We start from the raw sequence: 15,183 nt of genomic DNA, 5'->3' as shown, positions 1-15,183 counted from the left end.
TAAGTCAGGAGATGTCGCCAGCAGCGTTTTCGCCGGCTTTGACATTCTGTGCTGGCTCGCTATTTTTTCCTCGCGTCTCCGTTCGCTGGCTCTCCAGCGACGGTCTGACATTCGCCGGGGTCACAGCTGCATGGCGCCTTTGCCGGCAGAAGACCTCATATGGTTGCCCGTGTTGCCGATCAGGCACGGGGAACGACCAGGACAGGCAACCAGACCTATCTCCCAGTGGATACCAGGGAGGTGTGAACCGAGCGGTTCCACCCAATGCCGAAGGCCTGCAGGTCGTCGGCCTTGCCTAGGATCGCCTCGGTCGAATCGATGGGCACAAACGAAGTGCCCCGACGTTTCTATCCACCAGTAAGCTTCAGGCTCACAGGAGAACCGCTGATGTTTCGTCACTCGATCGCTTTAGCCGTTGGCGTCTTTGTCGCCGCGCCCGCTGTCGCCCAGGATAACATGGCCGCATGCGAGATCGACCGACCGGTCGTCTTCGCCGACCTCAATTACGGATCGGCTCAGTTTCATACCGCCGTCGCCAGCCGGATCGTCCGCGACGGTTTCGGCTGCGCCGTCGACAGCATCCCCGGCGACACCATTCCGCTGATCAATGGCGTGGCACGCGGCGATGCTGATATCATCATGGAGATTTGGACCGCGAACCCGGCTCAGGCGTGGGTCGATGCCGAAGCTGCCGGACAGACCGTGGCACTTGGCACGACATTTCCGGACGCCACTGAGGGCTGGTTCGTTCCGACGTCGATTGTTTCCGGCGACAACGCCGTCGCGCCCAACCTCAAATCGGTCGCCGACTTGGCCGACCATATCGAATTGTTCGCCGATCCCGAGGAGCCCGGCAAAGGACGCTTCTACAACTGTCCGGCCGGTTGGCAGTGCGAGGTGATTAACTCGAAGAAGCTGATCGCCTATGGCCTCGAGGGCGACTACACGAACTTCCGCCCCGGAACTGGCGAGGCCTTGGCCGCCGCCGCGGAAGCTGCCGCGCTGCGCGATCGTCCGGCTTTGTTCTACTATTGGGGCCCGACCTGGCTGCTCGGCAAGCACGACTTCACCAAACTCGAGGAACCGGCTTTCAACCAAGCGATCTGGGATGAGATGCTAGAGTCTGAGACTCCGGCCGAAGCGACGGCTTACCCGATCAGCAAGGTGATCATCGGCGGCAACGCGGAATTTGCCGACGCCGCGCCGCTTCTCACCGCTTTCCTGAAAGCCTATTCATCGAGCAACGCCGCAACGTCGGCGGCGCTGGCCTATATCCACGACAACGACGCGACTTCGGACGAAGCAGCGGTCAACTTCCTCCAGAACAACGACGACTGGACCGGCTGGGTGTCGGCCGACGTCGCCGATCGGGTCAAGGCGAAACTCGCCAACTGACCCAGCCCGCGGACCCTGAGGGCCGGCGTTTCTGACGCCGGCCCAGCAGACGAGGATCCGAGCGATGTTCATTGATATCGGCAAGCCGATCGCCGACGCCGTTAACACCTTCGTCGAATGGCTGATCATCAACCACGGTCACATCTTCGAGGCAATCGGAAACGCGCTCCTCACCGTCCTCGTTCCAATCGACCAAACCCTAAGAGGCGCTCCGCCTTGGGCCATTATATTGGCCTTTGGGGCGGTAGCCTTTGCCGCGAGCCGAAGCTGGATCATCACCGTGGCGGTGGCGATATTGATCTGGATGATCGGCAATCTTGGCCTGTGGGAGCAGGCGATGCAGACCCTCGCGATCATACTGGTGTCGGTCTGCCTCGCTATTGTTATTGGCATTCCACTCGGGGTCGCGGCAGCCCGGAGCAGGTTTGTTCAGAGTCTGCTGAACCCCATACTAGATCTGATGCAGACGATCCCCAGCTTCGTCTACCTCATCCCGGGGGCGATGCTGTTTGGGCTGGGCAAGGTCCCGGCAATCCTGGCCACAGTGATCTACGCGACTCCGCCCCTAATCCGGCTGACCGACCTTGGCATTCGTCACGTTGATCACGAGGTGATCGAAGCCAGCCGCGCGTTCGGTGCCAGCCGGTGGCAAATCCTCAAGGGCGTGCAAATTCCGCTCGCCCTGCCGTCGATCATGCAAGGCATCAATCAAACGATCATGATGGCGCTGGCCCTGGTGGTGATCGCCTCCATGATCGGCGCACGCGGACTTGGCGAAACGGTTTTGGTCGGCCTCCAACGACAAGAGCCGGGTACCGGGCTACTCGGCGGCATAGCGATCGTCATCCTCGCCATCGTTTTCGATCGCGTCAGTCAAGCGCTTGGACGGCGGCTTCAGGCATACCGGACCGCTGGGGGTTGATCCGGTGCCTCTGATCGAAGCCCGACACGTCACCAAGGTATTCGGACCGCGTCCGGAACAGGCGCTGGCGCGGCTGAAGGCGGGCGCAAGCAAGGACGACGTGCTTGCCGAATACGGCAACACGGTCGGCCTTTACGACGTCTCGCTCTCGGTCGAGCGGGGCGAGATTTTCGTCGTGATGGGGCTGTCCGGGTCGGGCAAGTCGACACTTATCCGGCACTTCAATCGGCTGATCGACCCGACCGAGGGCGAAATCCTGGTCGACGGCGAGAATATTCTGTCGCTGTCGATCCGGGAACTCGAAGGGTTTCGCCGCCGGAAGACCGGCATGGTGTTTCAGCGCTTCGGCCTGTTCCCCCACCGGACGGTCTTGCAGAATGTCGCCTACGGTCTGGAAGTGCGCGGAGAAGGGCGCAGCGAACGCGAGAAGAAGGCGGCGGAGTGGGTGGCGACCGTGGGTCTCGCCGGTTACGAGGACCAGTACCCATCCCAGCTCTCCGGTGGCATGCAGCAGCGCGTCGGCCTCGCTCGGGCGCTGTGCACCGATCCGGAAATCCTGCTGATGGACGAGGCGTTTTCCGCCCTCGATCCGCTGATCCGCAGCCAGATGCAGGATCAACTGATCGAGCTGCAGGCTCGCCTGAAAAAGACCATCGTCTTCATCACCCATGACCTCGACGAGGCCCTTCGGCTTGGCGACCGAATCGCGATTCTCAAGGACGGCGCCTTGTCTCAGGTGGGCACGCCCGCCGAAATCCTGCTCAACCCGGCCGACGCCTATGTGCGCGCTTTCGTCAAGGACGTGAACCGGGCGCGCGTCCTGACCGTCGACGTCGTCATGAAGCCGCCACCGCTGCGGCTCACCGATGAGACCCTCGAGCAGGCGCTTGCCGAGATGCAGAGTTGCGGCGCCGATCTCGGCTATGTGATCAACGCGCACGGCTATCGCGGGGTCGTCACCCGGGACGCCCTCAACGATGCGATCGCCAACGACGATAAGCCGACGGTCGAGCAGATCGCGGTCACCACTCCGTCGATCGGCCCGGAGGCATCGCTGGCCGAGGCACTGCCGGCAACGCTGGCGAGCGCGTATCCGGTTGCAGTTATCGGGTCCGATGGCGGCCTGGAGGGCATCTTGTCGGCGGACCGCGTCGGCGAGATCCTCACCCCACCCGAGGAGCGGGCGGCTGCCGAATAGTCCGCTGCCGCTGCCGTCGCATGGCCTGACGGCGTGTGCTAGCAAGAGCCGAAAAGCTTCGAAACGGGGCCATGTATCGTCGCTTCATTGCTCTCGCATCCACCCTGGCGCTGATCCTGTTGCCGGGTCTGGCCTCCGGCCAGATATCGCCCGAGCGGGCGATGCTCAACGGGTGGACGGCAACGCTCAATCAGGTGGAAGCGGCGTTGGGCCGTGAAGACCTCGCCGATGATGATCTCGATGCGCTTCAGAACCGGGTGCAGTCGGTCGTCACCGAGGCCCTCACCTTCAAGGATGAGCTAGCGCCACGAGTCCGCGATCTGGCGGACTTGCTCGGCTCGATCGCGCTACCGGAAGGGACCACGATCGAGGACCTGCCGGATGTCGCCGAAGCGCGCGAGCGCTACGAATCCGAGCTGGAAGCGCTAACTGGTATCGAGCGGCAGACCGAACTCGTCAGGCTGCGCGGCGATCAGCTCCTCGAGCGCATTGTCGAGCGCCGCAGTCAGCAGTTCGCGACCGCGCTCTATGCCCGCGGTCGGAGTGCGCTCAGCCCGACGCTGATCGCCGATCTTGCGGCCGAGAGCGTCAATCTGCTGGCGGGGACCTGGCGGGTGATTGCCGGGTGGAGCCGTCTCGTCGCAAGCAGTTCGGATGCCGTTACCCTTGCGCTGGGTGTGGTCACGGTGCTGATCGTCGGAGTCGTGCTGGTCGCCCGGGCGCTGTTTCTTCGTTGGGTGCAGGGGCCGGGGTCGCAGGGAGACCCGACCCGGACCCACAAGATCATGATGGCGTTTGCCGTGGTTATCGTCGATGTCGGCGTACCGCTGCTGATACTGATTGCCCTTCGCGCTCTCCTGTCCGAGCTGCGTCTGCTGCCGCCGAGTATCGACGCGATCGTCGTTGGACTGACGGTCGCGGTCGCCATCTTCACGGTCATCACCGGCTTGACCAGAGCATTGACGACGCCGCGTCGACCGGCCTGGCGGATTGCTGGGATCGCCGACGGCACTGCTCGCCGCACCTACGGGATCGTCGTCGTCGCCGCCGCGATCCTGTCATTCTACTCGCTGCTCGTTCAGCTCGCGAACATCACAGCGACCCCGGCGTTTTATGTACCGGGGATCGGCGGATTGCTGTCGATACCCACTGCGATCCTCGGGCTTGTCGCCGCGCGGATCGTGGTTCGCGGTCGCGAAGCGTTGAGTACCGAAGAACGCCGGCGGAGCGCGCCATGGCGGATTCTGACGCCGTTGGCCGGCCTGGCGGCGCTGATCACCATCGCCGCTGCCGTCACCGGGTACCTGGCGTTTGCCACGTTCATGGTCGAACAGATCGCCTTCGTCTGGGTGGTCGTCGGCGGATTCGTGCTGCTCAACGGTCTCATCGATGTGGTCCTCGAAGCGACCCTCTCGCCGGACGGCAAAGTCGGCCACCGGATTGCCCTGAACCTTGGCCTGAGCGACCGCGCGATCGATCAGATGCGCGTGATCGTCAGCGGTGTCGCCAAGCTCGTCCTTGTGTTCGCCGCGGTTCTGCTGGTGGCGGCACCTTGGGGATTCGACTCGACAACGATCGTCTCGCGGCTTCAGGGCCTCTATTACGGCGTTGAGATCGGATCGATCCGCATCACCTTCGCGACGATCCTGACCGCCGCACTCATCTTTGTTGCGATCGTCGCCTTCAGCCGTGTTCTCCAGGGCTGGCTCGAGATGCGGTTTCTCCCCACCACCGGAATCGACCCCGGCCTCAAAAACTCCATTCGCACGGCAACCGGATATATCGGCTTCTTTCTCGCGGCGATTCTGGCGGCCATCTATGCGGGGATCGACTTCGCCAGCATCGCGATCGTCGCAGGCGCCCTTTCCGTCGGCATCGGCTTCGGCCTGCAGAGCATTGTCAATAACTTCGTCTCCGGCCTGATCCTCCTCGCCGAGCGGCCGATTCGCGCCGGTGACTGGATCGAGGTCGGACCGGATCGCGGTACGGTCACCAGGATCAGTGTCCGGGCGACCGAGATCGAGACCTTCGAGCGGGCTTCGGTGATCGTTCCCAACTCGAACCTGATTTCCGGAGTCGTCACCAATCGCTTCCTGCGCGGCAACATCGGACGCATCGAGGTGGCAGTCGGGGTAAGCTACGGCTCCGATGCCGATCAGGTCCGCGACGTCTTGCTCGCCTGCGCCAAGGCGAACGACAAGGTCCTCGAGGACCCGGCGCCGTTCGTCCTGTTCATGAACTTCGGCGAGAGTTCGCTGGACTTTGAACTGCGTTGTTATGTATCGGATATCTCGCAAGGGTTATCGACACGCTCCGATCTCCGCTTCGCTATCCTGCGAGCGCTTCGCGACGCCGATATCGAAATCCCGTTCCCCCAACGCGACATCAATCTGCGCGATTTGCCGGATATCGAGCGCGCCCTCAAGACCGCGAACCCCAACGCGAACCCCGTCCGGAGAGACCGAAACGAATGACCATGAGACCGCTCCCCGCGCCGCACCTTCGCCGAAGCGCCGCCGGAACCGCCGTCATTGTCCTGGCGCTGGCATTTGTCCTGTCTGCCTGTCAGTCGCTCTTCAAGCCCGAGCAGATCATCGAGGGCGGCCGCACCGGTCCGGCGACCGTGAATGCGGCTTCGGCCGCGCAGGCCATCTCCAGCTATCGCCGGTCCCGTGGGCTCCCGGCGGTGACGGTCGATTCAAAGCTGAACGCCATCGCCGCCAGCCACTCCCGCGCCATGGCCCGCGCCGACCGTATGGCACACGTGGTGCGCGGCGAGGGGAGCTTCCAACGACGTCTCGCCAATGGCGGCTATGATGCGGCGATCGCGGTGGAGAACATCGCTGCCGGGCACCGGAACTTCAACGAAGTGCTGGCGGGCTGGAAAGCATCGCGGAGCCACAACGCCAATCTTCTCAAGCCGGGCGTTACATCGATGGGTATTGCCGTCTCCTATACCGCCGAGGGACGGTTCGGCAACTTCTGGACCCTGGTTCTGGCGGCCCCCGACACGCGCCGGACGGCGGCGCTTGGTGCGGTTACACCCGGCGGTTAGCCGATGCTGGACAGGGTGGACAGCTACGACTCGATGGTCGCCGGCTTCCGCTGGCCAAAGCCGAAGTCCTTCAACATCGCGACGGTTTGCTGCGATCGCTGGGCCGCGGCCTATCCGGACCGGGCGGCGCTGCTTCGGTGGGATGGACATGACCTCCACCGTACAACATTCGCCGATCTGAAGCGCCAGTCCGATGATCTGGCTCAGGCGCTGCGCAAACGCGGCGTCGGTCAAGGCGATCGCGTCGCTGTCCTTCTGCCCCAGTCGGTCGAGACCGTGGTCGCCCACCTCGCCGCCTACAAGCTCGGCGCGATCGTTGTGCCGATGGCCGCTTTGTTCGGCACCGACGCGCTCGCCTTTCGCCTCACCGACTCCGGTGCCAGCGCCTTGATCACCGACGGACCGGGCCTCGCTAAGCTCGCCGAACTCGATACGGAAACTCCAGCGCTCGCAACGATCCTCTGCGTCGACGGGCCGGCGGCGAATGCCGAAGATTACCATGAAACGGTGTCGGTGCTGACCGAGCCCCTCACCTCGGCGAGGATGGCGCCGGACGATCCGGCGATGATGATCTATACCTCCGGCACCACCGGTCACCCAAAGGGCGCCCTCCACGGCCATCGGGTCCTGCTAGGCCATCTGCCCGGCTTTGCCTTCACCCACGAACACGTGCCCCAAGCGAATGACCGGGTATGGACGCCGTCCGACTGGGCATGGGCCGGCGGTCTGCTCAACGCGCTGCTGCCGGCGCTGTTTTTCGGTGTACCGGTGGTTTTCGGCCCGGCCGGTCGCTTCGATCCGGAAGCCGCGTTTGCGTTGATGGCCGGCGCTGATGTGCGAAACGCGTTCCTACCGCCCACGGCCATCAAGCTGATGAACGGTGTGGCGAATCCGCGTCAGCGCTTCGACTTCAACCTGCGGACCGTTGCTGCCGCCGGCGAAACACTCGGCCGGGCTGCGTTCGAAACGGCACCGGCTGTGTTCGGCCGTCCCGTCAACGAGTTCTACGGCCAGACTGAGTGTAACTACGTCATCGGGTCGTCAGCCGCATTCGGCTTGTCCCGGGCCGGCGCGATCGGCAAACCGATCCCCGGGCACCACGTCGCGGTGGTCGATCGCGATGGGCAGCCGCTCCCTCCCGATCAACCAGGCGAGATCGCGGTGCGGCGACCCAACCCCTCGATGTTTCTCGGCTACTGGCAGAACGAAGCGGCAACCCGCGAAAAGTTCATCGGCGACTGGATGATGACCGGTGACGAAGCGGTTCGCGACCATGATGGGTACATCCACTTCATCGGCCGCAACGACGACATCATCATTTCTTCTGGCTACCGGATCGGCCCGGCTGAGGTCGAAGAGTGTCTCGCCAGCCACCCGGCCGTCGCCATGGCTGCGGTGATCGGCAAGCCGGACCCGGTGCGGACCGAAATCGTCACCGCCTTTGTCGCGCTCAAGCCGGGGTTCACCCGATCCGACTTGCTGGCCGAGGAGATTCGGTCGTTCGTACGCTCCCGGCTTTCGGCGGCGGAATATCCCCGCGAAATCACCTTCGTCGATACCATCCCGTTGACCACCTCAGGTAAGGTTATCCGCCGCGCCTTTCGGGATCGCGTTCGTCAAGACGAACCGCGGGTATCTTCGCCCTAGTGACGCCTCGGGGCCCAGCCACGATTCTAGAGCCGGATGTCGCCGATTTTGATCTCATCGAACAGCGCGGTATCGACCTGAACCCAGTCCGACGCCCGCGGGTCGTCGAAGAAGATGGGTTCGTCGGTGGTGGCGGGATCGAAGCCGTCGCGGACCAGCTCGAGTTTCCGCTGCTTGAAGGTCGAGGTCGCCGCGATGTGGTGCTGGAAACGAAGGAACAAAGGCCGTGCGGGCCCGCTCAGCGTCGCATAGATGTGATCGCGAAACGTCGTCAGATCGAAATCTTCGTCGATCGCCAGCGCCGCCATCCCGGCGCGGCCATCGGTGTGCGGAACCGATACACCGTAGACATTGGCCTCGACCACGCCGGGGCAGAGCGTCAGCGTCTCGGCGACCTCCGACGTTGAGATATTCTCGCCCTTCCAGCGGTAGGTATCGCCGATCCGGTCGATGAAATAGAAGTAGCCGCGCGCGTCGCGCCGCATGAGGTCGCCGGTGCGAAACCACAGGTCTCCGGCCTCGAATACATCGCGAAGGATCTTCTTCTCGGTCTCGACCTTGTCGGCATAACCGTCGAAGCGCTGCCCCGGCTTCAACGGGTCGATGATGATCTGGGAAATGACTTCACCGATCTCGTCGGGATCGCATTCGATGCAGAGACCATCGCCGCCGCGCACGGGGGCCTGCCGGTCGAAGTCGAACCGGATCGTGGAAATCGGAAAGAGCGGGTGGGCCCAGGACGGCACCCGCCCCACCGCACCAGGCGTGTTGTCCCAGTTGAAGATGATGGCGTTGCCTTCGGTCGCGGCATAGAACTCGCGGATCGTTTCGATCCCGAATCGCTCCTTGAAGTGATCCCAAACGTCCGGCCGCAGGCCATTGCCACAACAGAGCGTCACCTGATGCAGGTGTTCCTTTGGGTGCGCCGGTGCGGTGGTGAGATAGCGGCAAAGCTCACCGATGTACTGAAACCGAGTACAACTATTGTCGACAACGTCGTCCCAGAATCGGCTGACGGAGAAGCGCTCGCCGATGAAGGCCGAACCGCCGACCACCAGGCTGGCACCAATGCCCAGCACGCCCCCGGAGGTGTGGTACATCGGCAAGCAGTTGTAGTTTCGATCGTCGGCCGTCATCTTCATCACGGTCGCGTAGGCAAGCATGGCGGCATGGACGCGGTAGTGATTAATGATCGCGGCCTTCGGCAACCCGGTCGTGCCGCTGGTGTAGATGTAGAGGCATCCGTCCTCGAGGGTCAGCATCGGCCGCTCGGAGCGTGGGATCGGGGCATCATCGATGGCGGCGAGCGTCTCGTCGATTCGATTGGCGCCCTCCGGCCCTTCGCCGTGGTACCAGACGGTCGCATCGCCCTCGATAAGCGGTACGGCGCCGGCAAAGGCTTCCGCCAGTTCGGTTGCGACGATGATGTGCTTTGGCTTCACCAGATTGATGCTGTGCGCGAGCGGGCGGCCTACCAGGTTGGTATTGAGCAGCGCCGTGATGCCACCAGCACGGGCCACGCCCAACCACACCGCCGCAAATTCCGGCCGATTGGGCATCAGCAGGCAGACCGTATCGCCCTTGCCGACACCATTGGTGAGCGCCCACCGGGCGTATTGATTGCCGCGCGCCTCGTAGCCGGCAAAGGTCAGAGTTTCGCGTGCCGATATCAGCGCCGGCCGTTCGCCAAAGCGCCTGGCGAGCGCTTCCACGGCATCCGGGAAGCCGCGATTGCGCTTGCGGGCCATGGGTGTAACGACGCGCAGTGCCTTGAAAACTCCGGAGACGAACAGCCAGTCCTTACGCAGATTGTCGAAAAAGCCCATAATCTCCCCGGACGGACGGCCCATCGCCGCGGCGCCGGCAAACCTATCACCGCGCGGATTTCCGGCAAGCGACGATGACCACACCCCCGCACGACCTCTATCTCGACCTCCGCGGCTTGGCGTGTCCGCTTCCGGTTCTCAAGTTGCGGAAGGCACTTCTGAACGCACCGTCGCGCTATCGCATCCTGGTCGAGGCTACCGACCCGTTGGCGGCGATCGATATTCCGCACCACATTGAGCAGGCAGGACATCGGCTGATTCTGAGCGAAACCGAACCCGGCCTCTTTCGCTGCGTCGTCGAAAAGGTCGGCGGGACTGCGCCTACTGGACGGTGATTCCGTTGGACAATGCCGCGCTGTCGGGATAGGGCGGCCGCAACCGGGGCAGCGGGATGTTCACCGCCGGGCGGCCGGCCTGCCCCTTCGGCGGCAGCGGGTCCGCCTTGCCGGTGAAGACCCGGACCGGTTCCATCAGGACGAATTTCGGGTCGAGTGCCGACCGGCCGAGTTTCGCCTTTCGGGCGCGCTTCGTTTCGCAGATTTCCTTGCGCAGGTTTACCGCAGATCCAGGCGCTGGCTGGGTTTGGAAGGTCGCCAACTTTTGACCGATGACCCCGGAAAGGAGGCCGCGGAAGCCGCCGTTGAGGAGACCGGCCGCGGTCTCGGCGCGGTCGGCGGCCGATGTTTCGCCGAGAACTACCACCATCAGCGTCCGCCCACGACGGGTGGCGGTCGCGACAACGTTGAAGCCGGAGGCGCAGATGAAGCCGGTCTTCATGCCGTTGGTGCCGCGGTAGCGTTCGAGCAGCGTGTTGTGCGAACGCAGGATCTTGCGGCCGGCGCGGATTGCAGAAATGCGGAAGTACTCCCGGTATTGCGGGAAATCCATCCACACCGCACGGCCGAGAACGGCGAGATCCCGGGCAGTGGTCACCTGCCCGGAGGCCGGCAGGCCGTTGGGATTGGCGAATCGGGTGGCGTTCATCCCGAGCCGACGTGCTTCTTGGTTCATCATCGCCACGAAATTCGCCTCGCTGCCAGCGACGGTTTCACCGAGCGCGACGGCGATGTCATTGGCAGAGCGGACGATCAGCATCTTGAGCGCGTTGTCGACGGTCACGATCGTGCCGGATCTGTAACCCATCTTCGACGGCGGTTCGGCGACCGCATTGGCGGTGACAACGACCGGCGAAGTCGGCCTGAGCTGACCGGCCTGCATCGCCTTGAAGGTAAGATAAGCGGTCATCAGTTTGGTGATCGACGCGGGCGGCCACAACTGATTGGCATCGTGGTGATTGAGGACGACGCCGCGGCCGACATCGATGACGATATACGCCGGATCGGTCGCCCGCGCCGGAGCGGCCACCAAGGTCAGCAGAACAGCGATTATAAGCGCCAGTCTCAACGTTCAGCCCCAGCCCGTGGATCGGTCGCGACGCCCCCGACCGCCGACAACATCCGTTCTATCGAGAACACGGCTTTTTGGCAAAGCCTCACTTGCCGCTGCTCAGCTGTTCGGCATTTGCCTGGTTTTTCGCCGACTCCGATGTCGATCAGCCCCGACTTTGCGCAGGAGGCGTGGCGCCGGACTTGCATAGTGAGCGCGGCTGGCAAATGGTGCCGGGAATGACGGTCGCACTGCACACCAATCTCGCCGATACACCAGAGACTGCGCCCCTGCCGCCACCACGGCTGGAGCGCGTCGATGGTGTTGCCCGGGTATCGGTCAAGGCTGCCGGCGATGGCGCGACCCGTCTCGCCGGGCTGCACCAGTCCGGTGCCGCCAAGGTGCGCCTGCCGCGCGTGGTGGCCGGAGCGCCGCTCGAAGCGGTTTTCCTTAATACCGCCGGTGGGGTCACGGCCGGCGACCGGCTACGTTACGAGGTGGTTTCGGCAGAAGGTGCGCAGGTCGTCGCCACCTCCCAAGCCGCTGAGCGAGCCTATCGGGCGCTGAACGGGACGGCGCGGATCGAGGCTGAACTTACCGTCTCCAGCGGTGCGCGCCTGGACTGGATCCCGCAGGAAACCATTCTGTTCGAAGGCAGTCGGCTGCGGCGAAGGTTCACGGTAGATCTCGCCGACGACGCCGTTTTCCTCGCCGCCGAGATGGTGGTCCTCGGCCGGACTGCGATGGGCGAGGTTTTGCACGACATCACGTTCTTAGACTCGTGGCGCGTTCGGCGTTCCGGAGCGCTCGTCTTCGCCGACGCGACCCGGATCGACGGTGATGCCGATGCTATCATGACGGTTGGCGCGACTGGCAATCGGGCGATCGCGTTCGCGACCGTGGTGTTTGTCGCGCCTGACACCGAGGGCCAACTGGCGGGTGTCCGCGACGCCCTCGAACCGGTACCGGCCGAATGGGGTGCGAGCGCTTGGAACGGCGTACTCGTCGTCCGTATGGTGGCGGCTTCAGCGCAACCGCTTCGTGACGCGCTGATCACTGCTATAGAAACCCTGCGCGGCGCTGGAATGCCGCGCGTCTGGCACTGCTGATGAGGCCCCATCGATGAACCTGACCCCGCGGGAAAAAGACAAACTGCTGATCGCTACGGCAGCCATGGTGGCGCGGCGGCGGTTGGAGCGCGGGGTCAAGCTCAATCACCCCGAAGCGATCGCGCTGATCACCGACTATGTGGTCGAAGGCGCCCGCGATGGCCGCTCGGTCGCCGATCTGATGGAAGCTGGCGCGACCGTCGTCAGCCGCGACCAGGTGATGGACGGCATCGCCGAGATGATCGATGAAGTCCAGGTCGAAGCCACCTTCCCTGACGGCACCAAGCTGGTGACCGTTCACCAACCCATCCGCTAATGCCGGGTACCCGGCAACGACACCAGAAGAAGGACCCACCCATGCGTACCACCCTGACAGCGATCGCGCTGACGCTTGCCCCCGGCCTGGCCTTTGCGCACACGGCCATCGTCGATCACGCCCATCCGCACGACGCCGCGCATCCCTATCTCGGTCTCGAGACCCTTCTGCTTGTCGCAACAGCCACCGCGGTCGCCGGTGTCGCCGGGTATGCGCTACGCGCCCGCCGCGAGCGGAACAAATGATCCCCGGCGAGGTCCTGCCGGCTGATGGAGAGATCGAGCTGAACGCCGGCCTCGAGACCATGACGGTCGACGTCGCCAATACCGGCGACCGGCCGATCCAGGTCGGCTCGCATTATCACTTCTATGAGACCAATTCCGCGTTGTCGTTCGATCGCAACCCGACTCGCGGGTTTCGTCTCGATATCCCAGCCGGGACGGCAGTGCGGTTCGAGCCGGGGCAGACCCGGACGGTGACGCTGGTGCCCTATCTCGGCGAACGGCTGGTTTTCGGCTTCAACCAAAAAGTCATGGGCGGGCTCGACTGATCGCGCAGCCACAGACCGCCCTTGACTGACAACCGCGCCCGCCACTTGGGGTTCTCTATGCCGCACAAAATCTCCCGTACCGCTTATGCCGAGATGTTCGGCCCAACCGTCGGCGACAAGGTCCGCCTCGCCGACACGGACTTGCTCATCGAAGTAGAGCAGGACTTCGCGACCTATGGCGAAGAGGTCAAGTTCGGTGGCGGCAAGGTGATCCGGGACGGAATGGGCCAAAGCCAGACGGCCCACGCCGAAGGCGCCGTCGACACCGTGATCACCAACGCGCTGATCCTCGACCATTGGGGGATCGTCAAGGCCGACATCGGTATCAAAGACGGCCGGATCGCCGGGATCGGCAAGGCCGGCAACCAGGACGTCCAGCCCGATGTCGATATCATCGTTGGACCGGGAACCGAGGCGATCGCCGGCGAAGGCAAGATCGTTACCGCCGGCGCCCTCGACGTCCACATTCACTTCATCTGCCCGCAGCAGATCGACGGAGCGCTGATGTCCGGGGTGACCACCATGCTCGGCGGCGGCACGGGTCCGGCGACTGGCACCAACGCGACCACCTGCACCCCGGGACCGTTTCACATCGCCCGTATGCTCCAGGCGGCGGAAGGCTTTCCGATGAACCTCGCCTTTGCCGGCAAGGGCAACGCCTCGCTCCCCAATGCGCTCGAGGAGCAGGTCAAAGCCGGCGCGGCGGCACTGAAGCTCCACGAGGATTGGGGGACAACCCCCGGCGCGATCGACTGCTGTCTGCAGGTCGCCGACGACTACGACATCCAGGTGATGATCCACACCGACACGCTGAACGAGTCCGGTTTCGTCGAGAACACGATCGCCGCATTCAAGGATCGCACCATCCATGCCTTCCACACCGAAGGCGCCGGCGGTGGGCACGCGCCCGACATCATCAAGGTCTGCGGCCTGCCCAATGTCTTGCCGTCATCGACCAACCCGACGCGGCCCTACACGGTCAACACCATCGACGAACATCTCGATATGCTGATGGTGTGCCACCACCTCGACCCGTCGATCCCTGAGGACGTCGCATTTGCCGAAAGCCGCATCCGCAAGGAAACGATCGCTGCGGAAGATATCCTCCACGACATCGGTGCGTTCTCGATGATGGCCTCTGACAGCCAGGCGATGGGGCGGGTCGGCGAAGTGGTGATCCGCACCTGGCAGACCGCCCACAAGATGAAGGTGCAGCGCGGCAGCCTGCCCGAGGACACAGCCGGCAACGACAACTTTCGGGTCAAACGCTACCTCGCCAAATACACCATCAATCCGGCCATCGCCCACGGCATCGACGAGTGGGTCGGGTCCGTCGAAATCGGCAAGCTCGCCGATCTTGTGCTTTGGTCGCCGGCCTTCTTCGGCGTCAAGCCGGACATGGTGCTGAAGATGGGCACCATCGCCGCGGCCCAGATGGGCGATCCCAACGCTTCGATCCCGACGCCGCAGCCGGTCCACTACCGGCCGATGTTCGGCGGCTTCGGGCAGGCGATGACTCATTCCGCGGTCACCTTCACCAGCCAGGCGGCGGTTGCCGAGCACGTCCGCGATCGCCTCGGCCTGCATCGCGAGATGCTGCCGGTCCGCCACACTCGCGAGATCTCGAAGGAATCCATGATCCGCAATTCGGCGATGCCGAAGATCGACGTCGACCCGGAGACCTATGAGGTGCGCGCCGACGGCGAACTGCTGACCTGCGCACCGGCCGACGTTTTGCCGATGGCACAGCGGTATTTTCTGTTTTGACCATCCGCGCGG

The 15,183-nt window shown here is 63.8% G+C and carries 14 protein-coding genes; 12 read left to right on the top strand and 2 right to left on the bottom strand.

The features are described from left to right. The first annotated feature begins 387 nt into the window (after nt 1-387). The 6 genes from ACO076_RS05295 to ACO076_RS05270 all read left to right on the top strand — a co-directional run bounded on the left by ACO076_RS05295 (nt 388) and on the right by ACO076_RS05270 (nt 8,217). A complete protein-coding gene (locus tag ACO076_RS05295) occupies nt 388-1,395 on the top strand; it encodes an ABC transporter substrate-binding protein (RefSeq protein ID WP_421725681.1) in 1,008 nt (335 codons plus the stop codon). A gap of 64 nt (nt 1,396-1,459) precedes the next feature. Then, the gene (locus tag ACO076_RS05290; protein WP_421725680.1) at nt 1,460-2,317 is read left to right on the top strand and encodes an ABC transporter permease; all 858 of its coding nucleotides are present in this window, start codon (nt 1,460-1,462) and stop codon (nt 2,315-2,317) included. Between the two features lie 4 nt (nt 2,318-2,321). Continuing rightward, nucleotides 2,322-3,515 carry a quaternary amine ABC transporter ATP-binding protein gene (locus ACO076_RS05285; RefSeq protein WP_421725679.1) on the top strand — a complete coding sequence of 398 codons (1,194 nt, stop codon included), beginning with the start codon at nt 2,322-2,324 and terminating at the stop codon, nt 3,513-3,515. Nucleotides 3,516-3,586: 71 nt separating this feature from the next. Next, entirely contained in the window at nt 3,587-5,989 is a 2,403-nt protein-coding gene (locus ACO076_RS05280) for a mechanosensitive ion channel domain-containing protein (RefSeq protein WP_421725678.1), read from the top strand. 2 nt (nt 5,990-5,991) lie between these two features. Continuing rightward, nucleotides 5,992-6,570, top strand: coding sequence for a CAP domain-containing protein (locus ACO076_RS05275; RefSeq protein ID WP_421725677.1), 579 nt, complete (start codon nt 5,992-5,994; stop codon nt 6,568-6,570). Nucleotides 6,571-6,573: 3 nt separating this feature from the next. Beyond that, nucleotides 6,574-8,217 (top strand): AMP-binding protein, encoded by a 1,644-nt coding sequence (locus ACO076_RS05270; protein WP_421725676.1) that lies wholly within the window; start codon nt 6,574-6,576, stop codon nt 8,215-8,217. A 26-nt stretch (nt 8,218-8,243) separates the two neighbouring features. On the opposite strand, the gene ACO076_RS05265 is transcribed toward ACO076_RS05270, so the two are convergent. Beyond that, entirely contained in the window at nt 8,244-10,067 is a 1,824-nt protein-coding gene (locus tag ACO076_RS05265) for a long-chain-acyl-CoA synthetase (RefSeq protein ID WP_421725675.1), read from the bottom strand. Between the two features lie 50 nt (nt 10,068-10,117). Between ACO076_RS05265 and ACO076_RS05260 the strand changes: the two genes are divergently transcribed. Beyond that, complete coding sequence (locus tag ACO076_RS05260) at nt 10,118-10,378, top strand: sulfurtransferase TusA family protein (protein ID WP_421725674.1); 261 nt, start codon at nt 10,118-10,120, stop codon at nt 10,376-10,378. Here the strand turns inward: ACO076_RS05260 and ACO076_RS05255 are convergent. Next, nucleotides 10,365-11,447 (bottom strand): D-alanyl-D-alanine carboxypeptidase family protein, encoded by a 1,083-nt coding sequence (locus ACO076_RS05255; protein WP_421725673.1) that lies wholly within the window; start codon nt 11,445-11,447, stop codon nt 10,365-10,367. The two genes, ACO076_RS05260 and ACO076_RS05255, sit on opposite strands and share 14 nt — an antisense overlap. Nucleotides 11,448-11,668: 221 nt before the next feature. Here ACO076_RS05255 and ACO076_RS05250 point away from each other — a divergent pair, with 221 nt between their 5' ends. From ACO076_RS05250 to ureC, 5 genes are read left to right on the top strand one after another with little or no spacing between them, the layout of a single operon-like run. Continuing rightward, nucleotides 11,669-12,538, top strand: a complete 870-nt coding sequence (locus tag ACO076_RS05250) for an urease accessory protein UreD (RefSeq protein ID WP_421725672.1) — start codon at nt 11,669-11,671, stop codon at nt 12,536-12,538. Between the two features lie 13 nt (nt 12,539-12,551). Further along, entirely contained in the window at nt 12,552-12,854 is a 303-nt protein-coding gene (locus tag ACO076_RS05245; RefSeq protein ID WP_421725671.1) for an urease subunit gamma, read from the top strand. A 41-nt stretch (nt 12,855-12,895) separates the two neighbouring features. Then, nucleotides 12,896-13,099 (top strand): hypothetical protein, encoded by a 204-nt coding sequence (locus tag ACO076_RS05240; RefSeq protein ID WP_421725670.1) that lies wholly within the window; start codon nt 12,896-12,898, stop codon nt 13,097-13,099. Further along, nucleotides 13,096-13,404 carry an urease subunit beta gene (locus ACO076_RS05235; protein WP_421725669.1) on the top strand — a complete coding sequence of 103 codons (309 nt, stop codon included), beginning with the start codon at nt 13,096-13,098 and terminating at the stop codon, nt 13,402-13,404. The genes ACO076_RS05240 and ACO076_RS05235 overlap by 4 nt, the downstream gene beginning before the upstream one ends. Before the next feature lie 57 nt (nt 13,405-13,461). Next, nucleotides 13,462-15,171, top strand: a complete 1,710-nt coding sequence (ureC, locus tag ACO076_RS05230; protein WP_421725668.1) for an urease subunit alpha — start codon at nt 13,462-13,464, stop codon at nt 15,169-15,171. Nucleotides 15,172-15,183: the final 12 nt, after the last annotated feature.

This window comes from Bauldia sp. (genome assembly GCF_965232525.1).
Lineage (GTDB): Bacteria > Pseudomonadota > Alphaproteobacteria > Rhizobiales > Kaistiaceae > Bauldia.
The sequence above is the reverse complement of the archived record's forward strand: the minus strand, read 5'-3'. Positions and strand labels throughout refer to the sequence as shown.